At 56.3% G+C, this 26,458-nt stretch carries 11 protein-coding genes, 1 tRNA gene and 3 pseudogenes; 1 reads left to right on the forward strand and 14 read right to left on the reverse strand.

Annotation, left to right across the window (positions count from 1 at the left end; translation table 11 throughout):
- Positions 1–1,460 precede the first annotated feature (1,460 nt).
- The 9 genes and pseudogenes from GM30_RS26605 to phsC all read right to left on the reverse strand — a co-directional run.
- Positions 1,461–2,477, reverse strand: a complete 1,017-nt coding sequence (locus tag GM30_RS26605) for a hypothetical protein (RefSeq protein ID WP_476690989.1) — start codon at positions 2,475–2,477, stop codon at positions 1,461–1,463.
- A gap of 605 nt (positions 2,478–3,082) precedes the next feature.
- Positions 3,083–5,539, reverse strand: a pseudogene (locus GM30_RS12495) (Ig-like domain-containing protein); the annotation flags it as partial.
- Complete coding sequence (locus GM30_RS12500; RefSeq protein WP_049848885.1) at positions 5,536–6,516, reverse strand: Ig-like domain-containing protein; 981 nt, start codon at positions 6,514–6,516, stop codon at positions 5,536–5,538. The gene GM30_RS12500 and the pseudogene GM30_RS12495, both read right to left, overlap by 4 nt.
- Entirely contained in the window at positions 6,510–6,725 is a 216-nt protein-coding gene (locus GM30_RS26170) for an Ig-like domain-containing protein (protein WP_155483972.1), read from the reverse strand. Before GM30_RS26170 ends, GM30_RS12500 begins: the two co-directional genes overlap by 7 nt.
- A complete protein-coding gene (locus tag GM30_RS12505; RefSeq protein WP_049848886.1) occupies positions 6,679–17,193 on the reverse strand; it encodes an Ig-like domain-containing protein in 10,515 nt (3,504 codons plus the stop codon). The genes GM30_RS26170 and GM30_RS12505 overlap by 47 nt, the downstream gene beginning before the upstream one ends.
- On the reverse strand, positions 17,183–17,479 hold the full coding sequence (locus tag GM30_RS12510) for an Ig-like domain-containing protein (RefSeq protein ID WP_049848887.1): 297 nt from the start codon (positions 17,477–17,479) through the stop codon (positions 17,183–17,185). The genes GM30_RS12505 and GM30_RS12510 overlap by 11 nt, the downstream gene beginning before the upstream one ends.
- Positions 17,430–18,140 carry an Ig-like domain-containing protein gene (locus tag GM30_RS25565; RefSeq protein WP_049848888.1) on the reverse strand — a complete coding sequence of 237 codons (711 nt, stop codon included), beginning with the start codon at positions 18,138–18,140 and terminating at the stop codon, positions 17,430–17,432. Before GM30_RS25565 ends, GM30_RS12510 begins: the two co-directional genes overlap by 50 nt.
- On the reverse strand, positions 18,133–20,061 hold the full coding sequence (locus GM30_RS12520) for an Ig-like domain-containing protein (RefSeq protein ID WP_049848889.1): 1,929 nt from the start codon (positions 20,059–20,061) through the stop codon (positions 18,133–18,135). The genes GM30_RS25565 and GM30_RS12520 overlap by 8 nt, the downstream gene beginning before the upstream one ends.
- A 523-nt stretch (positions 20,062–20,584) precedes the next feature.
- Positions 20,585–21,220: pseudogene (phsC, locus tag GM30_RS12525) on the reverse strand (thiosulfate reductase cytochrome B subunit); the annotation flags it as partial.
- An 11-nt stretch (positions 21,221–21,231) separates the two neighbouring features.
- On the opposite strand from phsC, the pseudogene GM30_RS24410 reads away from it, so the two are divergent.
- Positions 21,232–21,411: pseudogene (locus tag GM30_RS24410) on the forward strand (amino acid ABC transporter permease); the annotation flags it as partial.
- 98 nt (positions 21,412–21,509) lie between these two features.
- Here the strand turns inward: GM30_RS24410 and GM30_RS12530 are convergent.
- From GM30_RS12530 to ftsH, 5 genes are all read right to left on the reverse strand, one after another.
- Positions 21,510–21,596 (reverse strand) — tRNA-Leu (locus GM30_RS12530).
- Between the two features lie 12 nt (positions 21,597–21,608).
- Positions 21,609–21,941, reverse strand: coding sequence for a preprotein translocase subunit SecG (gene secG, locus GM30_RS12535; protein WP_049848890.1), 333 nt, complete (start codon positions 21,939–21,941; stop codon positions 21,609–21,611).
- 226 nt (positions 21,942–22,167) lie between these two features.
- Positions 22,168–23,505: a phosphoglucosamine mutase gene (gene glmM / locus GM30_RS12540; RefSeq protein WP_049848891.1), complete on the reverse strand. Its 1,338-nt coding sequence runs from the start codon at positions 23,503–23,505 to the stop codon at positions 22,168–22,170.
- Positions 23,498–24,346, reverse strand: a complete 849-nt coding sequence (folP, locus tag GM30_RS12545; RefSeq protein ID WP_049848892.1) for a dihydropteroate synthase — start codon at positions 24,344–24,346, stop codon at positions 23,498–23,500. The genes glmM and folP overlap by 8 nt, the downstream gene beginning before the upstream one ends.
- Before the next feature lie 99 nt (positions 24,347–24,445).
- Positions 24,446–26,380, reverse strand: a complete 1,935-nt coding sequence (gene ftsH, locus GM30_RS12550; RefSeq protein ID WP_049848893.1) for an ATP-dependent zinc metalloprotease FtsH — start codon at positions 26,378–26,380, stop codon at positions 24,446–24,448.
- Positions 26,381–26,458: the final 78 nt, after the last annotated feature.

Here is a 26,458-nt window from a genome sequence, read left to right on the forward strand (position 1 = left end):
AGAGGCTTTACCGCCAACATCAGACGAGACGCCTTTAACCGTACGTAACAGGACCGCGCTGTAGTTTTCAGCAGGATCTAATCCGTAGAAGTCCACAATCGCCGAGCTGTCGCTGGTCTGGTTCCCGGCCTGCGGGTTGATGATCTGCGACGCCACCAGGTTCCCGTTCGCATCAAACAACTGGACCGTGTTGCCGTACAGGGCGTTGATACCATTCTGATCAACAATCTTCAGATGGATCGCATTCCCGTAGTCGTTGGCCGATTTGTTTTCAACATAGGTGGAACCTTTGTTACCGGTGAACAGCAACAGGTCTTTATCACCGTCCCAGTCAAGGTCAAGGGTTAACAGGCCAGTAAGGGCACTGCCCACACCCTGATCCGCCACCGTTGTCAGGACCGATGAAGTGAACTTCACTGTACTGTTAGCGGTACCGTTGGTGTACAGCATCACGTTCTGGGCCGTTGCCGGATCAGCACTGCTATAGTACGGGATTTCAATGACATCCATTTTGCCATCGGTGTTCCAGTCGACGGCCACGGAGCCGCCGCCCTTCATACTGTCTCCCATGCCGTAGGTACGGCCTACATCTGTATCAATACCGTAGCTGTTTGTCCCAGCAGAAGAGATCCGGCCTCCATCGTTGAAGAAGATCTTACTCTGGTTCTGGATAGCCACCGATGCACCGTCCGTCGTGCCCTGGAAGAGATCGAGGTAGCCATCACCATCGAAATCCGCCCAGGTCATGGAGACCCCGTCGAACACCAGTCCTTCATCGTTGTAGAGTGCGTTGTTAACGATCTGCGTGACTTTCAGCACACCATCACTGTTCGCACTGGCGACGACCAGACGATCCCAGTCAAGGTCAAGGGTTAACAGGCCAGTAATGGCACTTCCCACGCCCTGATCCGCCACTGTTGTCAGTGTGGATGAAGTGAATTTCACCGTACTGTTAGCGGTACCGTTGGTGTACAGCATCACGTTCTGGGCCGTTGCCGGATCGGCACTGGTATAGTACGGGATTTCAATGACATCCATCTTGCCATCAGTGTTCCAGTCGACAGCCACAGAGCCGCCGCCCTTCATCGAGTCACCCATGTTGTAGGAACGCCCCACATCGGTATCAATACCGTAGCTGTTTGTCCCTGCAGAAGAGATCCGGCCTTCATCGTTGAAGAAGATCTTACTCTGGTTCTGGATGGCTACCGATGCGCCGTCCGTGGTGCCCTGGAAGAGATCGAGGTAACCGTCACCGTCGAAATCCGCCCAGGTCATGGAGACCCCGTCGAACACCAGTCCTTCATCGTTATACAGTGCGTTGTTAACGATCTGCGTGACTTTCAGCACACCATCACTGTTCGCACTGGCGACGACCAGACGGTTGGCGTCACCGGAGTTCTGCGCGTTGGTGTTACCACTGATGTAGTTGTAACCCGCACCGCCCAGGTAGACGAGGTCCGTCACGCCGTCGTTGTTAAGGTCGACGCTCGACACCATCTTCTCAGGTGTGGCCTGATACCGCTCACCATAGAGGTTTGCAGGCGCCCCGGTCGGATCCCATACCAGCGACGGATCCTTGCTGAACATGCCCTCGCCGTTATTAACAAACGAGGAGTCATAACCCTGTCCGGCTTCTTCATCGTTCGGCGTGTTATCACCGTAGGCGAGGTCGACGTACCCGTCACCATCCCGGTCGTAGGCCGCCGTGCCGCCGTACCAGGCCCCACCCGCTGCCCCAAATAGGTGGTTGAACCCACCTGAAAGGCGTAGTAGTCATGGTTAACCGCACTGCCCGGTGCCGCCGGGATATTGGTCTGCGTCGACCCCGGACGGTACATAAAGGCCTGCTGACCATCCGCATAGATGGAGTCTTCACCGAAAATATCCATCAGCCCGTCACGGTTGAAGTCCATGAAGGTGACCGAACCAAAGACCCCCTCGTTACCGGTCAGGATATTCCCCTTGTCGAACCGGGTGACGTTGGTGATATCCGTCCCGTTGGCATTCAGCACCGCCATGTTGGAGAAGATCCGCCACTGTCCGTCTTCACCAATGGTCATCGCCGTTGCTTTGTTGGCCGTATCTGTCGTTGCCGGGGTTTCCGGTGCGGCAGGAGTGTTACCCACATACAACTCGCCGGTGGTGTCGTCGGTGGTAATGACGATGCCATCCGACTGTTTCAGCACCGCAGAGACATCATACGTCTGACCTTTCGGCAGAACATGCGCATCCGGGATCTGGACATACCAGGTGTTGTTCTTCGGATCCAGCACGACCTGACCATTCTGGGAGCTGTATACCTCACCGTTTATCGTGATCTCGACATACTCGCCGGCGCCAATCGCAAAGCCGGTGTAACCGGAAACGATAGGTGTCGTATCCAGGGTGTTCTGGCTGTTGATAATGATTGACAGATCAACCGATACCGTGAACTTACCGGATACCGTCCCTTCGTTACCTGCGGCATCCGCGACCACCGCCCGGAAGGAGTAGGTCGTATTATCCGACAGCGGCGGGAGGTNGGATTCATCGTGGCCACACCCAGCAGCGTGTTCGTACCAGCATCATAGATACGAATCTCATCACCCGCGGCTAATGGCACACCGAAAAGCGAACCATTCAGTACCGGCTGACGGTCATCTGTGGTCATGCCGTTGCTCATATTACCCGTCGACAGACCAACATCATCGTAGTAGCTGTTGATCGTGACCGTCTGGGTTGGCGGCGTCAGATCAACCGTTAACGTGAAGTCAGACGATCTGGCCGACTCATTACCCGCGGCATCCACTGCGGCTGCTGTAAAGGTATAGGTGTTGCCATCCTGGAGTTCCGACAGCGCAAGGGTCCATGTATGGTTATTGCGATCAATATCCATCGGATCCACCGTGCCAATCAGCACTCCACTCTGGTAAATACGCAGCGTTTCAGTGTCTTTCAGCTCGCCCGTCCAGCTGCCTCTCAGTACTGGCGAGGTATCGTCAGTGCTGGTACCGCTGCCGATGATCACACCTTTATTGGTGCCGACATCATCGAGGTAGCCATCAATCGCCAGCGTAACACCCGGTGCCTGGGTATCAACGGTGACATTCACCGGTGACGTTGGTGCCCCTGTGTTACCCACGCTGTCAGTGACGGTGGTGGTGAACTGATGCGCACCATCCGCCAGTGCCGTCGCCGGCGTCCAGGTCCAGTTACCGTAGCTGTCCACTGCGGCACTGCCGATAACAACACCGTTATCGAGGATATTCACTGTGCTGTCTGGCTCAGCCTTACCCGCAAAGGTCGGTTTGTTATCATCCGTAATGGCGTTGTTGGTCAGCGGACCGGTGATCGTTCCGACATCGTCAGTGATCGTCAGATCCGTGACCGCCGCCGGCGCTGTCGCGTCGATTTCAATACTGAACGACGGGCTCTTCTCACTTTCCTGACCGGCAGTGTTTTTCACCGTGACAGTAAAGTCATAGGTGGCATCTGTCAGTGCTGTCAGTGGTGTGAAGGTCCAGTGACCACTCGCATCGAGCGTGGTCGAGCCCACCACCTGGTTACCGTTGTAGATGATCACAATGTTGCCTGCCACGCCCGGTGCCGTACCGTGCAGTGTCGGTGTGGTATCGCTGGTCATGCCGCCGTTATTCAGCTCGACATTCGCCGGGCCGGTATTATCGGTCACGCCATCAATCACCGGAGCCGTTGGCGGGTTGGACAGGGTGACATCATACGTCCCTGACGGTTTCGCCTCGTTACCGACGTTGTCGGTTTCAACAACAGACAGATGGTTAATGGAATCCGCGTACAGCGATCCGGACGGGGTCAGTGTCCATTTGCCGTTGGCATCAACGATGGTGGAGCCCAGCACGCGGGTATTGCCATCTTTATCCGTGGTGTAAACAGTGATGACGTTGCCCTGTTCAGCACCTGTCCCTCCAATCACCGGACGTGGATCGTCCAGTACTCCACCATCCAGTATCAGGCCCTGCACAACACCGTACTGGTCGGTCACAGTGTCGATGGAAACTTTGCTGGCATCCGGCGAGGTGTAGTCGGTATTCACCACGAAGTTCGCAGACTTGTCGCTGACGTTACCGGCTTCATCTGTCGCCGTGACGTAGAAGGTGTTCTTGCCTTCAGGCAGTTTGCTACCCGGCTTGAAGTTCCACGCCCCGCTGCTGCTGGCCGTTGCTGAGCCGATCAGCGTACCGTCAGCGGTGTAGATTCTGACGATACTGTTCGCTTCGGCTGTACCATGCAGGATCGGTTGTGGGTCATCCGTGTAACCGTTGTTGCTCAGGTCATTTTTCACGGCACCCACCTGATCTTCCGCATAGTCAATCATCGGACGGTTTGGCGTCGCGGTATCCACACGGAAAGTAAAGGCACCGGAAGTATCTTCCTGACCTGACAGATCACGTGCTGTAGCCGTGATGCTGTGCGCGCCATCACCCAGGTTACCCACCGGTGTGAAGGTCCAGATACCGTCAGCCCCGGCGGTGGTAGAGCCCAGAACCGTACTGCCATCCTTGATGGTGATAATGCTGCCTGCTTTCGCCTTACCGGTGAATTCCGGACGGGCGTCATCAGTTACGTTATCCGCAGCGACATCGCCGGTCACCGTACCCACGTCATCTTTCACGCTGGTGATGCTGACACTCACACCTGAGGTATCCAGCATCACCGTAATACCGGTGTTGACCGGGCCCAGGTTACCGGCAACATCCCCGGCACGTGCCGTGAAGGTATGCTGACCATCCGTCAGAGTGGTCATGGTGTACGTCCAGTTACCGGAGGCATCCGCCGTCGTTGACCCGTTCTCCACGCCATCGACGTAGAGATGAACGATACTGCCAGGCTCTGCAATACCGCTGATCTTCGGCGTTGCATCGTTGGTCGTGTCGCCATCGTTCAGGTTGCCGACCTGCGGCGCCAGATCGTCGGTGACCACGAAGGAAGACACCGCACCCGGGGCCGCTGTATCGACCGTGACCGGGAAGCCACCGGTCTGCGGGCTCACCTGACCGATGCTGTTAACGGCTTCAGCTACGAACGTGTTGAGACCGTCTGACAGTGCCGACGTGGTGTAAGTCCAGTCGCCGTTGGCATCCGCCGTGGTTGACCCCAGCAGCGTGGTGCCGTTGACACCGCCATAGATCTTGACCGTTACGTTAGCTTCGGCCGTACCTGTCAGCGTCAGGGTGTTGTCGTTGGTGACGGCATTGCTCTGCAGGGCACCCGTATAGGTCGCCACATCGTCAACAACGCTGGTCAGTGTCGGCGGCAGCGGCTGACCGCCTGCGTCGATCTGAATCACGTATTCTGGCGATGCAGCGGTTTCGTTACCCACTTTATCGGTTTCTTTCGCCGTCAGTCTGTAGGTACCGTCAGCCAGTACAGTATTCACCTGCAGTGACCATGTACCGTCACCCTGTACGGTTGCCGTACCGATAACCGTGTTGCCGTTGTAGACCGTGATCGTGTTGCCGGCTTCTGCGCCGGTGCCCTTGATCAGCGGCGTGTTGTCGTCGGTGACACTACCGGAAGTCATGTTACCTGTGACCGAACCCGCATCATCAACCACGCTGGTGATGCTGACTTTACTGCTGTCTGGCGGGGTGTAGTCGGTGGAGAGCACGAACCTGTCAGATGCCGGACCGGTATTACCGGCCCTGTCAGTGGCGGGGGCAAANTGAACGACCAGGTGCCGTTGCTGTCAGCGACGGCAGAGCCAATCAGCTCGCCATTATCGTAGATATCGACCCGGCTACCGGCCTCCGCAATGCCTTTCAGCGTGGGGTTGGCATCGTCGGTGACGCTACCGCTGGCCAGATCGCCACGGATGTCGCCAACATCGTCATTAGCCACGGCAATCGCCGGTTTTCCCGGTGATGCAGTATCGACCGTCAAATCGAAGGCCGGAGAAACGACATCATTACCCGCCTGATCGACAGAGATCACCGTCAGACTGTGGTCACCGTCTGCAAGATCTCCGGCTGGGGTAAAGCTCCAGCGGCCGTCCTGTTTGACGGTAGTCGAACCCAGTACCTCATCACCATCTTTAATAGTGACCACGCTCCCAGGTTTACCGCTGCCGGTCAGTTCCGGACGCGCGTCGTCGGTGACACCGCCGTCAGTCAGGTTGCCGGTTACCGGCCCCTGATCGTCTTTCACCGCACCGAGAGTGACCATGTTCGGATCCGGATCAACGGTGAAACTGACGCCCGGCGACGGTTCACTGGTGTTACCCGCCGGGTCGGTGACGGTGGTGGTGATCTCGTGCTTGCCTTTCGCCAGCGGCGTTTCCGGGGTGTACGTCCACTTACCATTATCACTGGCTACCGCCGAGCCCAGCACGACGCCGTTGTCGATCACCGTGATGATGTCACCCGTCTGCGCCGTGCCGCTGAAGGTCGGGGACTGGTCATCTGTGGTGTCGCCGTCGTTCACCGGGCCGGTATACTCGCCGACGTTGTCCGTAATCAGCAGTTCGGCGATCACGGACGGCGCGGTGCAGTCAATCACCACCGGGAAGCTGCCACTCTCCTTGTGGTTGCCTGCTGGGTCAGTGGCGGGGGGGGGGAATGGTTGCCGTCTGCCAGCGCCGTATCCGGCGTGAAGCTCCAGCGGCCATTGATGTCCGCTGTCACCGAACCCAGGACGGTGCTGTCGTCGCGGATGGTGACGATATCACCGGCCGCCGCCGTCCCGTTCAGGGGCGGGGGGGACGTGCGCACTGCTTACTCCGGAACCACTGTAATCCGCGCGCTCCCCTAAATAGGTGGTTGAACCGACCTGGAAAGCGTAGTAGTCGTGGTTAATCGCACTGGACGATGCCGCCGGGATGTTGGTCTGCGTCGACCCCGGACGGTACATAAAGGCCTGCTGACCATCCGCGTAAATGGAGTCTTCACCGAAGATATCCATCAGGCCATCACGGTTGAAGTCCATGAAGGTGACCGAACCAAATACCCCCTCGTTGCCGGTCAGGATATTCCCCTTGTCGAACTGGGTAACGTTGGTGATATCCGTACCATTGGCATTCAACACGGCCATGTTGGAGAAGATCCGCCACTGCCCGTCTTCACCAATGGTCATTGCGGTTGCCTTGTTAGCCGTATCCGTCGTGGTCGGTGTTTGTGGTGCCTCAGGCGTGTTACCCACATACAGCTCCCCGGTGGTGTCGTCGGTGGTAATGACGATGCCATTGGCCTGTTTCAGCACGGCAGAGACATCATACGTCTGACCTTTCGGCAGAACATGCGCATCCGGGATCTGGACATACCAGGTGTTGTTCTTCGGATCCAGCACAACCTGGCCATTCTGAGAGCTGTACAACTCACCGTTGATGGTGATCTCAACATATTCGCCAGCACCAATCGCAAAGCCGGTGTAGCCTGAAACGATAGGTGTCGTGTCCAGCGTATTCTGGCTGTTAATGATGATTGACAGATCAACCGAAACCGTGAAGTTGCCGGATACAGTGCCTTCGTTACCTGCTGCATCCGCGACCACCGCTCTGAAGGAGTAAGTGGTATCATCCTTCAGCGGCGGCAGCTCGAAGCTCCAGGTGGTCCCGTCGGCGTTCATCGTGGCGGCGCCCAGCAGCTGATTCGTGGCGACATCATAGATACGCACCACATCACCCGTCTCTAATGGCACACCGGAAATCGTACCATTCAGTACCGGCTGACGATCGTCCGTGGTAGAGCCATTGGTCATATTGCCACTCACCAGACCGACATCGTCAAAGTAGCTGTCGATCGTGACCATCTGGGTCGGCGGTGTAAGGTCAACGGTCAGCCTGAAGTCCGACGATTTGGCAGACTCGTTACCCGCTGCATCCACTGCGGCTGCAGTAAAGGTATACGTATTGCCATCCTGGAGACCCGTCAGCGCCATTGTCCATGTGTGGTTAACCCGATCGATATCCATAGGATCAACCGTGCCAACCAGAACACCCCCCTGATAAATACGCAGTGTTTCCGTATCTTTCAGATCGCCCGTCCAGCTGCCTCTCAGCACCGGTGACGTATCGTCAGTGCTGGTGCCGCTGCCGGTGATCACCCCTTTATTGGTGCCAACATCGTCCAGGTACCCATCAATCGACAGTGTAATGCCAGGTGCCTGGGTATCAACATTAATGGTCACAGGTGACGTTGGTGCCCCGGTGTTGCCCACGCTGTCGGTCACGGTGGTGGTGAACTGATGTGTGCCATCCGCCAGTGCTGTCGATGGTGTCCAGTTCCAGTTGCCGTTGTTATCCACCGCGGCGCTACCGATGACCGTACCGCCATCGAGGATATTAACCGTGCTGTTCGGCTCAGCCTTACCCGTGAAGGTTGGTTTGTTATCATCCGTAATAGCGTTGTTGGTCAACGGACCGGTGATCGTACCGACATCGTCAGTGATGGTGAGATCGGTGACCGCAGCCGGTGCCGTGGCATCGATTTCCACACTGAACGACAGGCTCTTCTCACTTTCCTGACCGGCAGCGTTTTTCACCGTGACAGTAAAGTCATAGGTGGCATCGGCCAGTGCAGTTGACGGTGTGAAGCTCCAGTTACCGCTCGCATCCAGTGTGGTTGAACCCACTACCTGGTTACCGTTGTAAATGGTCACGATGTTGCCAGCCACACCCGGCGCCGTACCGTGCAGGGTTGGCGTGGTATCACCCGTTCTGCCACCGTTATTCAGTTCGACATTCGTCGAACCGGTATCGTCGGTGACACCACTGATGACCGGTGCCGTTGGCGGGTTCGACAGGGTGACGTCATAGGTCCCTGATGGTTTCGCCTCGTTACCGACCCGATCGGTTTCCGTGACGGACAGTTTGTTAATGGAATCCGGGTACAGCGATTCGGACGGCGTCAGTGTCCATTTGCCGTTAACATCCACTGTCGTGGTACCCAGTACTTTGGTGACGCCATTTTTATCCGTGGTGTACACGGTAATGATGTCACCCATTTCAGCGCCAGAACCACTGATAACCGGACGGGCATCATCCAGCACCCCGCCGCTCAGTACCGGCCCCTGTACCGCGCCATACTGGTCGGTCACAGCATCGATGGACACCCTGCCCGCATCCGGTGAGGTGTAGTCGGTATTAACAACGAAGTCCGAAGACTTGTCGCTGACGTTACCGGCTTCATCCTTCGCCGTGACGTAGAAGGTGTTCTTGCCTTCAGGCAGTTTGCTACCCGGCTTGAAGTTCCACGCCCCGCTGCTGCTGACCGTTGCAGAGCCAATCAGCGTACCGTCTGCGGTGTAAATGTTAACGACGCTGTTCGCTTCGGCTGTACCATGCAGAATCGGTTGCGGATCGTCAGTGGCACCGCCGTTGAGCAGGTCATTCTTAACCGCACCCACCTGATCTTCGGCGTAGTCAATCGTCGGACGGTTTGGTGCCGCCGTATCCACGCTGAAGGTAAAGGCGCTGGACGTATCTTCCTGCCCCGACAGGTCTCTGGCCGTCGCCGTGATGCTGTGCGCGCCTTCACCCAGGTTAGCGACCGGTGTGAAGCTCCAGGTACCGTCAGCTTCGGCGGTAGTGGAGCCCAGCACGGTGCTGCCATCCTTGATGGTGATAATACTGCCTGCCTTCGCCTTACCGGTGATTTCCGGACGTGCATCGTCAGTCACCGTATTTGCTGGCACATTGCCGGTCACCGTACCCACATCATCAATCACATTCGTGATGGTGACCGTTACGGTCGTGGTATCCAGGGTGACCGTAATACCGGTATTTACCGGGCCCAGGTTGCCTGCGGTATCTTCAGCACGCGCCGTAAAGGTATGCTGACCATCCGCCAGTGACGTGGTGGTGTATTCCCAGTTACCGGAAGCATTGGCTGTGGTTGAGCCATTCTCCACGCCGTCGACGTAGATACGAACAATGCTGCCTGGATCGGCGATACCGCTGATCTTCGGTGTGGCATCATTCGTTGTCGCGCCGTCAGTCAGGTTACCGATCTGCGGTGCCTGATCGTCGGTGACCACAAAGCCAGACACCGCACCCGGTGCGCTGGTATCCACCGTGACCGGGAAGCCGCCGGTTTGTGGGCTCACCTGACCGATGCTGTTAACGGCTTCCGCAACAAATTTGTGCGCACCGTCTGCCAGTACCGGCGTCGTGTAGGTCCAGTCCCCGTTCGCATCTGCCGTGGTGGTACCCAGCAGCGTGGTACCATTGACCCCACCGTAGATGTTGACTGTCACGCCCGCTTCGGCGGTACCCGTCAGCGTCAGGGTGTTGTCGTTGGTGACGGCATTGCTCTGCAGTGCCCCCGTATGCGGAGCCACATCATCAGAGACGCTGGTCAGGGTCGGCGGCAGCGGTTGTCCGCCAGCGTCGATCTGAATCACGTACTCTGGCGATGCAGACGTTTCGTTGCCCGCCTTATCGGTTTCTTTCGCCGTCAGTCGGTAGGTGCCGTCAGCCAGCGCCGTGTTGACCTGCAGTGACCAGGTGCCATCGCTCTGTACGATTGCGGTTCCGATAACGGTGTTGCCGTTGTAAACCGTGATCGTATCGCCGGCCTCTGCCCCCGTGCCCTTAATCAGCGGCGTGTTGTCATCCGTCACATTTCCGGATGCAATATTGCCAGTGACCGTACCTGCATCGTCGTACACGGTAGTGATGCTGACTTTGCTGCTGTCCGGCGGTGTGAAGTCCAGAACCAGTTCGAAGTTATCCGATGGTACGCCAGTGTTGCCGGCCTTATCGGTTGCGGTCACATAGAACTGATGGCTGCCTTCACTCAGGCTGGCGGTCGGCGAGTAGCTCCAGGTACCGTCAGCACGTGCCGTGACGGAGCCCAGCAGTCCGCTCTGATCATAGATCTTCACGATGCTGCCCGCTTCCGCCTTACCGTTGAGCGTTGGCGTCGGGTCATCCGTCAGGCCATGGTTCGCCAGCGGCGTCTGAACCGCACCCACATCATCGGTTGCACTGTCGATGCTTGGTTTCATCGGTGCATCAATGTCGATGGTGATGGTCCAGCTACCACTGTCAGAGTCGTTACCTGCCGGATCTTTCGCCGTCGCGGTAAAGGTGTGGTTGCCTTTACCCAGATCAACCGCCGGGGTGAAGGTCCAGTTACCGTCAGAGCCCGCCGTGGTGGAGCCCAGCACCGTGCCACCATCTTTAATGGTGACAATACTGCCCGCCTTCGCCGTACCGGTGATTTCCGGACGAGTGTCGTCCGTCACCCCGTTTTGCGCGATAACGCCAGTCTCAGTGCCTGCATCATCTTTCACGGCAGTAATGGCAACCTGACCCGGGTCAACATCAACCACAAAAGAGGTATGCGCCCCTTCCGGCCCGGTGTTTCCTGCCGGATCAGTGACCGTGGTGGTAATGTCATGCGACCCGTTTGCCATTGGCGTAGACGGTGTGAAGCTCCAGTTACCATTGTTATCTGCAACAGCAGAGCCAATCACGGAACCATTGTCGATGATGTTCACCGTACTGCCCGCTTCAGCCTTGCCGCTGATGAGCGGAGTGTTGTCATCGGTCGTTGCACCGTTGCTGACCGGGCCCTGATAGCTGCCGACATTATCGGAGACCTGCAGATCCGAGGCCGCAGACGGCGCGCTGGTATCCACAACGATATTGAAACCGCCTGTCGCCGGGCTCACACGACCCACGCCATCAGTGACCGTGGCAGTGAAGTTATGATTACCATTGGCCAGCGCCGTCCCCGGCGTGAAGCTCCAGCTGCCACTGCTGTCGACCGTGGTGGTGCCAATCAACGTACCGTTGTCGTAAACGCTAATGGTGCCGTTGGCAACACCCGTACCGCTCAGCGTCGGCGTGCTGTCGTTAGTCACTTCACCTTTCTGCAGGAAGTCCACTCCCGGTGCCAGATCGTCATACACTTTATCCAGCGTCGGCGCCTGTGGGCCTTCAGTCGACACCTTGATGGTGTAGTCGTTTGACGGACCCGCTTCGTTGCCGACTATATCGGTTTCTTTCGCGGTCAGGACATAAGTCCCGTTCGGTAACGGTGATGACGGTACCAGTTCCCATGTACCATCAGACTTGACGGTCGTGGAGCCAATCACCTTATCGCCGTTATAAACGGTGATGATATCGCCCGTTTCTGCACCGGTACCCTTGATCAACGGACGGGTATCGTCAGTTTCTCCGTTATCCGCGACAGACCCCTGGTAGCCGCCAACATCATCCACCACATCGGTGATAGCGAGTTTGCTGCTGTCCGGCGCAGAGAAGTCCAGAACCAGTTCGAAGTTGTCCGATGGAGTACCGGTATTGCCAGCCTTGTCGGTCGCAGTCACATAGAACTGATGGCTGCCTTCGCTCAGGTTCGCCGTCGGCGAGTAGCTCCAGGTGCCGTCATCGCGCGCGGTGACGGAGCCCAGCAGACCGCTCTGATCGTAGATCTTCACGATGCTGCCCGCTTCGGCTTTACCGTTGAGCGTTGGCGTCGGGTCATCCGTCAGGCCATGGTTTGCCAGCGGTGTCTGGACCGCACCCACATCATCCGTTGCGCTGTCGATGCTTGGTTTCAGCGGCGCATCAGTATCAATGGTGATGGTCCAGCTGCTGCTGGTGGTGACGTTACCTGCCGGATCTTTCGCCGAGGCGGTAAAGGTATGGTTGCCCTTACCGAGATCGCCAGACGGGGTGAAGGTCCAGTTACCGTCAGAGCCCGCGGTGGTGGAACCCAGCACGTTGCTGCCATCGGTGATGGTGACAATACTGCCCGCCTTCGCCGTACCGGTGATTTCCGGACGGGTGTCGTCCGTCACCCCGTTCTGGGCGATGTTGGTGGTCACGCTACCCACATCATCCTTCACGGCGGTGATTTCAGCCTGGCCCGGCGTCACGTCAACGATGATGTTCACGTGCGCCCCTTCCGGCCCGGTGTTACCCGCAGTGTCGGTCACTGTGGTGGTCAGGTCGTGCGGACCGTTAGCCAGCGGTGCACCCGGTGTGAAGCTCCAGTTACCATTGTTATCAGCAACAGCAGAGCCAATCACGGTACCGTTATCGATGATGCTCACCGTGCTGCCTGCTTCGGCTTTGCCGCTCAGGGTCGGGGTGTTGTCATCGGTGGTGTCACCGTTAGTGATCGGGCCCTGGAAGGCGCCGACGTTATCGGAGACCAGCAGATCGGACGCCGCAGACGGTGCACCGGTATCGATGGTGATGTCGTAGCCACCGGTCGCCGGGCTGACGCGTCCCACACTGTCAGTAACCGTGGCAGTGAAGTTATGACGACCATCGCTCAGCGCCGTTCCCGGTGTGAAGGTCCAGCTGCCATTGGTATCAACGGTAGCCGTGCCAATCAGGGTACCGTTGTCGTACACACTGATGGTGCCGCCAATCAGACCAGAACCGTTCAGGGTCGGTGTGCTGTCGTTGGTCACTTCGCCTTTCTGCAGATAATCCACACCCGGTGCCAGATCGTCGTACACGGTATCCAGCGTCGGTGCCTGCGGCGGCGTGGTGGAGACGTTAATGATGTACTCAGCGGATGGGCCGGCTTCGTTGCCAACCTTGTCGGTCTCCTTCGCGGTCAGCGTATAACGGCCATTTGGCAACGGTGAGGACGGCTCCAGTTCCCAGGTACCGTCGGACTTGACGGTCGTGGAACCAATCACCTTATCGCCGTTGTAAACGGTGATGATATCGCCTTCTTCCGCACCGGTACCTTTGATCAACGGACGGTTATCATCCGTCATCCCTTCATGGGAGACAGTGCCGGTTACGAGACCATAATCGTCCACCACATCAGTGATAGCGAGTTTACTGCTGTCCGGCGCAGAGAAGTCCAGCGTCAGCTCAAAGTCATCCGACGGTACGCCAGTGTTGCCGGCCTTGTCGGTTGCGGTGACGTAGAACTGATGTACTCCTTCGTCCAGGTTCGCTGTCGGCGAGTAGCTCCAGGTGCCGTCATCGCGCGCGGTGACGGAGCCCAGCAGACCGTTCTGATCGTAGATCTTCACGATGCTGCCCGCTTCCGCCTTGCCGCTCAACGTCGGCGTCGGATCATCGGTCAGGCCATGGTTCGCCAGCGGCGTCTGGACTGCACCCACATCATCCGTTGCACGGTCAATCGTCGGTTTCGACGGCGCATCGGTGTCGATGGTGATGGTCCAGCTGCTGCTGTTTGAACCATTCCCTGCCGGATCGACTGCCGTCGCGGTGAAGGTATGGTTGCCCTTACCGAGATCGCCAGATGGGGTGAAGGTCCAGTTACCGTCAGAGCCCGCGGTGGTGGAGCCCAGCACGTTGTTGCCATCCTTAATGGTGACAATGCTGCCCGCCTTCGCCGTACCGGTGATTTCAGGACGGGTGTCGTCCGTCACCCCGTTCTGAGTGATGTTGGTGGTCACGCTACCCACATCGTCCTTCAGCGCGGTGATTTCGACCTGCCCTGGCACCACATCAACAATAAAGGAGATATGTGCCCCTTCTGGTCCGGTATTGCCTGCCGTATCTGTCACCTTAGTGGTCACGTCGTGCGGCCCATTGGCCAACGGCGTGGACGGTGTGAAGCTCCAGTTACCGTTGGTGTCCGCGGTCACTGTACCAATCACCGTGCCGTTATCGATGATGCTCACCGTACTGCCCGCATCCGCCTTGCCGCTGATAACCGGTACGTTGTCATCGGTAGTGTCATTGTTATTAATGACGCCTGTCACAGTACCGACATCATCGGTGATCACCAGATCGGAGGCAGCAGATGGCGCTGCGGTATCAACAACAATGTTGAAGCCGCCGGTCGCCGGGCTGACACGTCCCACACCATCAGTGACCGTAGCAGTGAAGTTATGGTTACCGTCCGCCAGCGCCGTCCCCGGCGTGAAGTTCCAGCTACCATTACTGTCAACTGTGGTGGTACCCAGCAGCGTACCATTGTCGTAAACGCTGATGGTGCCGCCAATCAGCCCCTTACCGCTCAGGGTCGGCGTATTGTCGTTGGTTACATCGCCTTTCTGCAGGAAGTCCACACCCGGTGCCTGGTCGTCGTAGACGTTATCCAGTGTCGGAGCCTGTGGTGCAACGGTAGATACCGTAAAGACATATTCGTTCGATGGACCCGCTTCGTTACCAACGCTATCGGTTTCCTTCGCGGTCAGAACATAGGTGCCGTTTGGCAGCGGTGAAGACGGTTCCAGCTCCCAGGTCCCGTCGGACTTGACGGTCGTGGAACCGATAACCTTATCGCCGTTGTAAACGGTGATAATATCGCCTTCTTCCGCACCGGTACCTTTGATCAACGGACGGTTATCATCCGTTTCACCGTTTTGCGCGACCGAACCGGTCTGCGTCGGCTTATCATCAACCACATCCGTGATGGAGATTTTGCTGCTGTCCGGCGCTGTGAAGTCCATTAACAGTTCAAAGTCATCCGACGGATCGCTGGTGTTGCCAGCCTTGTCCGTTGCGGTGACATGGAACTGATGGCTACCTTCATCCAGTTTGGTGGTTGGCGTATAGCTCCAGGTGCCGTCAGCGCGTGCAGTCACGGAGCCCAGCAGACCGTTCTGATCGTAGATCTTCACAATGCTGCCCGCTTCGGCTTTACCGTTGAGCGTAGGCGTCGGGTCATCCGTCAGCCCATGGTTCGCCAGCGTGCCCTGGGTGCTACCCACATCATCATTTGCCGCATCAATGGTCGGTTTCACCGGGGCATTGATGTCAATGGTGATGGTCCAGCTGCCGCTGACAGAATCATTACCTGCCGGATCTTTCGCCGTGGCGGTGAAGCTATGGTTGCCTTGAGCAAGATCGGTCGTCGGCGTGAAGCTCCAGCTGCCGTCCGAACCCGCAGTGGTGGAACCCAATACCGTGCTACCATCGGTGATGGTAACAATACTGCCCGCCTTCGCCGTACCGGTGATTTCCGGACGGGTGTCGTCCGTCACCCCGTTCTGGGCGATATTGGTGGTTACACTGCCCACATCATCTTTCACAGCAATAATGGCGGCCTGCCCAGGGATCACGTCAACAATGATGTTCACGTGGGTGCCTTCAGGTCCGGTGTTACCCGACGGATCAGTCACTGTTGTGGTCAGGTCGTGCGGACCATTGGCCAGCGGTGTATCTGGTGTGAAGCTCCAGTTACCGTTGTTATCAGCAACAGCAGAGCCAATCACAATACCGTTATCAATGATGTTCACCGTGCTGCCTGCTTCGGCTTTGCCGCTCAGGGTCGGGGTGTTGTCATCGGTGGTGTCGCCGTTATTGATCGGGCCCTGCACGGTACCAACGTTGTCAGAAACAAGCAGATCGGACGCCGCAGACGGTGCGGAGGTATCCACAACAATATCGTGGCCACCGGTCGCCGGGCTGACACGTCCAATAGTGTCGGTCACAGTGACGGTAAAGTTATGGCGACCATCGCTCAGCGCGGAATCTGGCGTAAAGCTCCAGCTGCCATTGCTGCCCACCGTCGCGGTACCAATCAGCGTGCCATTGTCGTACACGCTGATGGTGCCGCCAATCAGTCCGCTGCCGCTCAGTGTCGGGCGACTGTCGTTAGTCACTTCCCCTTTCTGCACATAGTCAATACCCGGTGCTACGTCATCGTAGACACTGTCCAGCGACGGAACCGGCGGTGCCTGTGTCGACAGGGTGAAGACAAACTCGTTTGACGGATCGGAGATATTGCCGACATTGTCGGTCTCCTCCGCTGTCAACGTGTACTTACCATCCGGCAGCGGCGTGGTCGGTTCCAGTTCCCAGGTACCGTCGGACTTGACAGTGGTAGAACCGATAACCGAATCACCGTTATAGACGGTAATGATATTGCCCGCTTCCGCACCAGTACCGGAAATGAGCGGACGGTTATCATCGGTAACACCTTCATGAGCTACAGGCCCGGTACTCTGAGGTTTATCGTCATAAACACCGGTAATCGTCACCAGATTGCTGTCAGGTGCCGTGTAGTCGGTGGACAGTACAAACTCGTCGGAGGCCGGGCCGGTGTTACCGGCTTTGTCAGTGGCCGTGACCGTGAGACGGTGCTCGCCTTCCGGCAGCGGTGTGGTCGGGGTGAATGTCCAGGCGCCATTGCTGTCCGCCACGGCAGAGCCAATCAGCTCGCCGTTGTCGTAGATATTCACCCGGCTGCCTGCCTCCGCGGTACCTTTCAGCGTCGGGTTGGCGTCATCGGTGACGCTGCCGCTGGCCAGATCGCCGCGCACGTTGCCCACGTCATCACTGGCCACGGNNCACGGTGCTGCCGTCCATCACGGTCACGATACTGCCCGGCTTGCCGCTGCCGCTCAGTTCCGGACGCGCGTCGTCAGTGACGCTGCCGACAGTCAGGTTGCCGGTCACCGGGCCCTGATCATCTTTCACCGCACCGATAGTGACCATGTTCGGATCGGTGTCAACGGTGAAGCTGACGCCCGGTGACGGTTCACTGCTGTTACCCGCCGGGTCAGTGACGGTGGTGGTGACCTCATGCTCCCCTTTCGCCAGCGGCGTTTCCGGGATCGCCCACGTCGTCATTTGCCGCGCCGACGGACGGTTTGCCCGGCGCACCGGTGTCCACGGTCAGATCGAACGCCGGTGAGGTCACGTCGTTACCCGCCGGATCCACAGACGTTGCGGTCAGGCTGTGGTCGCCGTCAGACAGGTCAGCTGACGGCGTGAAGCTCCAGCTGCCGTCCGGCTGTACGGTGGTGCTGCCCAGGACTGTGGTGCCGTCCATCACGGTCACGATACTGCCCGGCTTGCCGCTGCCGCTCAGTTCCGGACGCGCGTCGTCGGTGACGCTGCCGTCAGTCAGGTTGCCGGTCACCGGGCCCTGGTCATCTTTGACGGTACCGATGGTCACCATGTTCGGATCCGGATCAACGGTGAAGCTGATGCCCGGCGACGGTTCGCTGGTGTTGCCCGCCGGGTCAGTGACGGTGGTGGTGATTTCGTGATCGCCCTTGTCCAGCGGCACTTCCGGGGTGTATTCCCATTTGCCGTCGTCGCCGGCGACCACGGAGCCGATCACTTCACCGTTGTCGATGATGTTAATGGTGTCGCCCGGCTCAGCGGTGCCGCTGAAGGTCGGGGACGGATCGTCGGTGGTCTCACCGTCCGCCACCGGACCGGTCACGTCGCCCACGTCGTCAGTGACGCCCGCGCTGTCCGCAGACGGTGCCGCGGTGTCAATCACTACCGGGAAGCTGCCGCTCTCCGCTGTCGTTAGTCACCTCGCCTTTCTGCAATGGGCCTACATACGGTTCACTGTCGTCGTTTACGTTGATGATCGACGGCTCAGCACCTGTCGGGATCAGCAGCGTGATGTCCCAGGATGGGGCTTCACCGGTAATGCAGTTACCGGCCGGATCCTGAGTTTCCAGGGTCAGGCTGTTCAGCCCTTCCAGCAATGGTGCTTCCGGGGTCAGGTTCCATGTGCCATCCGCATCAACCACCGCCGAACCGATCAGGTGTTTACCTGCCGCGTCGGTGGTGTAGACGAACACCATATTGCCGGCGGTGCCGATACCGCTAATGGCAGGCTGGCTGTCGTCAGTGATGTCACCGCTGGCCACATTACCCTGATAATCGCCAACGTTATCGGCAACGCCGGTAATTCTCAGTACATCTTCACCAGCATCTGGAGGGGTTGTATCAACGGCAAAATCCAGCGAGTCAGACGGCTCGCTGGTATTTCCTGTCGGATCGGTTTGCGTCACAGTGATGCTGTGACCGCCATCGGTTAGTGGCTCGGCCGGCGTGAACGACCACTTACCATCATCGCCAATCACGATGATGCCCAGGACTTTATCGCCGTCATAAAGAGTGACCGTATCACCAGGTTCACCACCACCACTAAAGGTTGGTCTGGAATCATTAGTGACGCCGCCGTCCTGAATCATGCCAGTGAAAGAATCGCTATCATCCAGCGCGTTCACAACGTCTGGCTTAACCGGCGGCATGGTATCTACCACAATATGAATCGGGTTTGAAGGCTCGCTGATATTGCCCGCTTTGTCCGTCTGTGTGACGGTGAAATCATGATTGCCATTGGCCAGATCCTGGGTCGGTTTGAAATACCAGCGACCATCAGCATTCACTTCGGTCTGACCGATAGCTTTACCGTTGTCGTAAATGGTGATAGTGGCACCCGCTTCACCGGTACCACTCATTTCGGGACGGGTATCATCAGTCCAGCCGTTATCGTGAATTTCTCCAACGACATTACCCACCTTATCAATGACGTGTTGAATGGCGGGCGCGTCCGGCGCAAGGGTATCAACGGTGATAACAATCGGATCGGAAGGCTTACTTTCATTACCAGAGGGATCTTTTTCCGTGACAGTGAGTTCGTGTTCCCCCTCATCCAGAGGTTTCTCCGGTGTGAAGCTCCACTTACCATCATCACCCACTTTTACCGAGCCGATTTCTTTGCCCTTGTCATAAATATGGATGGTATCGCCCGGCTCACCGCGGCCACTCAGGGTGGGTGTGGTGTCGTCCGTGTGGTCGCCACTTTTCAACGGACCGACAATAGCGCCTTCATTATCGACGGTTTCGCCAATGGCAGGGGTTGCCGGGGCATTATGATCAGCAATATCGTCACTGCCTTCATTCATGGCAACTGCGGCACCGACACCGATTGCGCTGGCTGCCGCGAGGAAACCTAACAGACCGAACAGAGAATCGTCGTTATCAACGGTTGCCATGAAAATACCACTGCCTGGTCCCATAGGCTCACCGCCCAGGGCAACCGGTGACATATTACCGTCAGCAACTAAGTAACCCGTATCGTAGCTCTCACCGGACAGAGGAGCATAGGCATAAAGTTGACCATCTTCCGCCATCCCTAACAGCGCGGGCTTGTTGGGATCGCCATCAAAATAATCATCAATGATAATACTCGGTAGAGTATCGCCCTCCTGAATAATATGCAGGGCCTTTCCGACTCGCTTTATTGTAATATTTTCTGGTGCGAAGTCATCATTGACATTTTTTAACAGATACTTATTACCCGGGATAAGTTTAACATTGACTGCCTTGCCAGCATCAGCGGTGAGCAAGCGTGTTTTTCCTTCTCCGCTGTTAATAGCCAGAATAATTTTATTTTCCATCATATATGACTCCAGATGTCATGCTATGAAACGTTCCACTCGAACAGGAAGTATGACCTTCCTTCTTTAAGCTGTTAAAAATGAGATATAAAAATTAATATTCAATGAGTTAATAAAGCACGCATCAGGACCACTTTACATAATTGCATGCCATATAAAGCATTAGCGCTTATAGCAAAGAAACAGTCAAATAAACACCATCCCAATAAAAAATAAGCATTATAGAGAAAAAAATAATCAACCCCGCAATAGAAAATACGAACATCACCAGGGTTGAAAATTTATTTTGAAAATTATCCCTTCCAAATCAACATGAATAAATATAGGTATATGCGGATGTATAAATTATCAAGTATCGGATATTTATTTTTATAAAAAGAAAACTCTCTTTATTGCCATGGTCGATTACATCGTATTCATGCATTACAATAAAAATACCCGAGTAGACAACAGGGATATTGCTCCCCAGCGACAGCGGGCATCGTTAACTTAAGCTAGAACAGCGTATTGCTATGCTTACTTGTTGCTACCGTTCTTGTCTTTCATGACTGCGGTGCCGATGGTAACCATCGATCATGCTGCGAAAAATTTGTGCTGGCGTATCTCCCTGGGTACAGAGATAGATGTGAACACAGATAAACATCAGCCATGCGATGCCCAGCGCAAAATGCAGCATCAGCATCAGTGGCCCGCCAAAACCCGCAACTGGCCAGAGACACAGCAGGCCAGCAATGATTAATAACGGCACCAGCAAATACATAATCGCCAGATACCCGAGCTGCTGCAGGGGGTTGAATTTTTGCGTTTCAGTGGCCTCAAACGGGTGCGGTTCCCCTTTCATAATGCCGTACAGATAATAACGAACCTGCAGAAGACAGCGAGAAATTATTCCGGCCAGACGTACCCGGTAATGTTGTCCGTTGCGGCTGAACAGATTAATCAGGACAAAGATGAGCGAGAAAGCCACTAACACAAACCCGCATATTCGGTGCATCTCCACCATAAACGGCACCGACCCGACGGTAAAATGTCCCGCAAGGCCAGTCAGCAACAGCAGAATAAACAGCAAGGCATTTCCCCAGTGCCAGCAGCGAACGTAAAGAGGATAAAGATACTCGCGCACTTCAATTCCACCTTCCGCAGCTTTCGGCGCCAGGAAGCGATCTTCCAGGGTCGTTCATTGTGAACGTGCCTGAACTGACCACGGTTGCAGGGCAGGTGAATTACCGGGTGCAAATTTACCCGGCAGCCATTTTTATCTTTACTGGTGTCGTCTATTACCTGCTCTGCTGCTCTCTGGAGCAGTTTGCCAGGCGCTGGCGTTTCAAACGGCCAGCGCCGTTACCTGAATAACGTTGGGTCAGGAGAGTATAAATCGGGGGAGAAAACCAGTAATTACGTGGGCTTCAGATACAAAAATGGACGTCGGTTGACGTCCATTCTTTAAATATTGGTACCGAGGATGGGACTCGAACCCACAAGCCCGTTAGGGCACTACCACCTCAAGGTAGCGTGTCTACCAATTCCACCACCTCGGTACGACTTATAACTTAGTGCGGGATATCGCTGCTCGGCTGAGCCGGCGCTGCTGGCTGAGTCTGCTCAGTTTTCGCTGGCGCACTCAGAGATTCCCACTCGCTTCCTTTACTGGTTTTGTTGGTGTTCAGGTTACCCAGAACCAGGCTGATGATAAAGAACAGCGTCGCCAGCAAAGCGGTCATACGGGTCATGAAGTTACCAGAACCGCTAGAACCAAATAACGTGGCGGAAGCACCTGCTCCAAAGGAGGCTCCCATATCAGCGCCTTTACCTTGCTGCAGCATGATCAGACCAATCAGGCCAATCGCCACAATAAGGAAAACAACTAAAAGAGCTTCGTACATAATCAACCTGTTCCTTGCGGGATGACCGCATGCCAATTGCTTCACCAATAAAGCGGGACGTTTGAGGTTTCCCACTGAAGCGGGTGTGAATACTAACCAAAGCGAATAACCTTCGCAAGGGCAAATTTATCGCATTGTACCAACTGCGGAAAAAAACAGCAAAAAGTGGCGTATCACTGGAAAAAAGGCGACTTGCGCCGCCTTTTTAAACACTTAGAAAGCCGTGTTATACCGCTTTTACCGCATCAGCGATGCGATGGGCGAAAGCAGTGACCTGGGCGTCATCTTCGCCTTCCACCATCACGCGAATCAACGGTTCAGTACCGGATTTACGCAGCAGCACGCGACCGCGTCCCGCCAGCGCCGTTTCGACTTCCGCCGTCACGCTTTTTACGGTTTCGTTCTCCAGCGGATTCGCTGAATTGGCGCTGTAACGCACGTTGACCAGCACCTGTGGGAACATCTTCATACCGCTGCACAGATCGTACAGGCTCATGTGGTTGCGTACCATCGCCGCAACGACCTGCAGGCCCGCAACGATACCGTCGCCGGTAGTGGTTTTGTCCAGCAGGATCACGTGGCCGGAGTTTTCCGCACCGATGCGCCAGCCTTTCTCCTGCAGCAGTTCCAGCACATAGCGGTCACCCACTTTTGCACGCGCAAACGGGATGCCCAGCTGTTTCAGCGCCAGCTCCAGCCCCATATTGCTCATCAGTGTGCCCACGGCGCCGCCGCGTAGCTGGCCCTGACGCAGACCTTCACGGGCGATGATGTAGAGGATCTGATCGCCATCCACTTTGTTGCCCTGGTGGTCAACCATGATGACGCGGTCACCGTCGCCGTCAAACGCAACGCCAAGATCCGCTTTCTCAGCCAGAACGCGGGCCTGAAGCGCCCGTACATCCGTTGCGCCCACGCCTTCGTTGATGTTGACGCCATCCGGCTCGCAGCCCATGGTGATGACTTTCGCACCCAGTTCACGGAACACGCTCGGGGCGATGTGATAGGTCGCGCCGTTCGCACAGTCAACCACCACTTTCAGCTCGTTCAGGCTCAATTCATTCGGAAAGGTCGCTTTACAGAACTCAATGTAACGGCCAGCAGCATCCACGATGCGGCTCGCCTTGCCGAGTTCAGCAGAGTCCACGCAGCTGATCTCTTTTTCCAGTTCTGCTTCAATTGCCGCTTCAACCTCGTCCGGCAATTTGGTACCGTCGATGGAGAAGAATTTGATCCCGTTGTCATAATACGGGTTGTGGGATGCGGAAATCACGATGCCTGCTTCAGCACGGAAGGTACGCGTCAGGTAGGCCACCGCCGGGGTTGGCATTGGCCCGGTGAATGATGCAGACAGCCCCGCAGCCGCCAGCCCTGCTTCCAGCGCTGACTCCAGCATATAGCCTGAAATACGCGTGTCTTTACCGATAATCACCTTGCGCGATCCATGACGCGCCAGCACCTTACCCGCCGCCCAGCCGAGTTTCAGAACGAAATCAGGGGTAATCGGCGCATCGCCCACGCGACCACGGATACCATCGGTGCCAAAATATTTACGGTTACTCATAGCGTTTATCTTCCCTTGCTGACAGCGTCGCTTCGACGACGCGCATCGCTTCTACTGTTTCTTTTACATCATGGACGCGAATGATTTGTGCGCCCTGCATCGCCGCGATCACCGCACAGGCAAGGCTTCCACTCAAACGCTCAGACGGCCCCACGTTCAACAACTGGCCCACCATCGACTTACGCGACATGCCCACTAACAACGGCAGGCCAAAGTGATGAAATTCGGACAGTCGTGCGAGCAAGGCATAATTATGGGTGAGATTTTTACCGAAACCGAATCCCGGGTCGAGCAACAATTTCTCTTTTGCGATGCCTGCCCGCTCACAGCGTGCGATCTGCTCAATAAAGAAACGATTTACATCGGCGAACACATCGTCGTAGTGCGGCGCTTCCTGCATGGTTTTCGGCTGACCCTGCATATGCATCAGGCAGACCGGCAGGCCCGTTTCTGCTGCTGCTTCCAGCGCGCCGGGTTCGGTCAGCGAGCGGATATCATTAATGATGTGAGCGCCCACTCTCGCCGATTCACGGATCACTTCAGGTTTTGAGGTATCAACGGAAATCCAGACTTCAAAACGCTGCGCAATGGCTTCGACAACCGGGATCACGCGTTCCAGCTCTTCTTCGACGCTAACGTCCGCAGCACCGGGGCGCGTGGATTCACCCCCCACGTCAATGATTGTCGCACCCGCGTTAATCATCAGATTGGCATGTTTGACTGCTTCCACCAGCGTATTGTGCGTACCGCCATCGGAGAAGGAATCAGGCGTAACGTTAAGGATCCCCATGACATGAGGAAAATTGAGGTCAAGTTCTGCGCCCTGTGCAGTCAGCTTCATGGTCTATTCCCTGGTATTTTTATGGTTATTTGAATAAGAAAAACCCCGGGGCAAGCCCCAGGGTTTCAGACAGAGACAGCGTCATCAACAGCGGATGACTTATTTATCACCTAACTGTTCTGACATGGTATTGCCCGGGTTCGGCGTACGCGGTTCATCGACCGGACGCGGCGCACGCGGGGTGCCATTGTTGTCAGAATTGTTCGGCGTATTCGGATCTTCCCAGCCTGCCGGTGCGCGGACTTCGCGACGGGCCATCAGGTCGTCGATCTGCGGCGCATCGATGGTCTCATATTTCATGAGCGCCTCTTTCATGGCATGCAGGATGTCCATGTTATCGTTCAGGATCTGACGAGCACGATTGTAGTTACGTTCAATCAGCGCTTTCACTTCCTGGTCGATGATACGCGCGGTCTCATCAGACATATGCTTCGCTTTCGCCACTGAGCGGCCAAGGAACACTTCGCCCTCTTCCTCTGCGTACAGCAGCGGACCGAGTTTGTCGGAGAAGCCCCACTGGGTCACCATGTTACGCGCCAGGTTGGTTGCGACTTTAATGTCGTTCGACGCCCCGGTAGACACATGTTCCACACCGTAGATAATCTCTTCCGCCAGACGACCGCCGTACAGCGTGGAGATCTGACTTTCCAGCTTCTGACGGCTGGCGCTGATGGCATCACCTTCCGGCAGGAAGAACGTCACACCGAGCGCACGTCCACGCGGGATAATCGTCACTTTGTGTACCGGATCGTGTTCCGGCACCAGGCGACCGATAATCGCGTGACCCGCTTCGTGGTACGCGGTTGATTCTTTCTGCGCTTCCGTCATCACCATGGAGCGACGTTCCGCACCCATCATGATTTTGTCTTTCGCTTTCTCGAATTCCACCATCGAGACGACGCGTTTGTTACCGCGAGCGGCAAAAAGCGCGGCTTCGTTCACGAGGTTCGCGAGGTCTGCACCCGAGAAGCCTGGGGTACCGCGGGCAATGATAGCCGCATCGATATCCGGCGACAGCGGGACGCGACGCATATGCACTTTCAGGATCTGCTCACGACCGCGAACATCCGGCAGGCCAACCACGACCTGGCGATCGAAACGGCCAGGACGCAGCAGCGCCGGGTCGAGAACGTCCGGACGGTTAGTTGCCGCGATAACGATAATACCTTCGTTACCTTCGAAGCCGTCCATCTCAACCAGCATCTGGTTCAGGGTCTGCTCACGCTCATCGTGACCGCCGCCAAGTCCAGCGCCACGCTGACGACCCACGGCATCGATTTCATCGATGAAGATAATGCAAGGTGCCGCCTTCTTGGCCTGTTCGAACATGTCACGCACACGAGATGCACCGACACCCACGAACATTTCAACGAAGTCAGAACCGGAAATCGTAAAGAACGGCACTTTCGCTTCACCGGCGATCGCTTTCGCCAGCAGCGTTTTACCGGTACCCGGAGGGCCGACCATCAGGACGCCTTTCGGGATTTTACCGCCCAGTTTCTGGAAGCGGCTTGGCTCGCGCAGGTATTCGACCAGCTCAGCCACCTCTTCTTTTGCTTCGTCACAACCGGCGACGTCAGCGAAGGTGGTTTTGATCTGATCTTCCGTCAGCATACGGGCTTTGCTTTTACCGAACGACATAGCCCCTTTGCCGCCACCGCCCTGCATCTGGCGCATGAAGAAGATCCAGACACCAATCAACAGCAGCATCGGGAACCAGGAGATGAAGATAGAAGCCAGCAGGCTCGGCTCTTCCGGCGGTTCACCAACCACTTTGACGTTTTTGGTCAGCAGGTTATCAAGCAGCTTAGGATCGTTAACCGGAATGTAAGTCGTGTAACGGTTACTATCTTTCTTGGTAACGTTGATCTCACGTCCGTTGATACGCGCTTCGCGAACCTGGTCATTATTGACCTCTTGCAGGAAGGTAGAATACTCCACCTTACGGCCATTCGACTCGCTGGGCCCAAAGCTCTGGAACACTGACATCAGCACAACAGCAATGACCAGCCAGAGTATTAGGTTTTTCGCCATGTCACTCAAGGGATTAACCTCTTATTACAACTGTGTTAAAAACAGCGTCAGGATACTCTATATCCAGCGTCTTTCAAA

The organism is Trabulsiella odontotermitis (assembly GCF_001188485.1).
GTDB lineage: Bacteria > Pseudomonadota > Gammaproteobacteria > Enterobacterales > Enterobacteriaceae > Trabulsiella > Trabulsiella odontotermitis_A.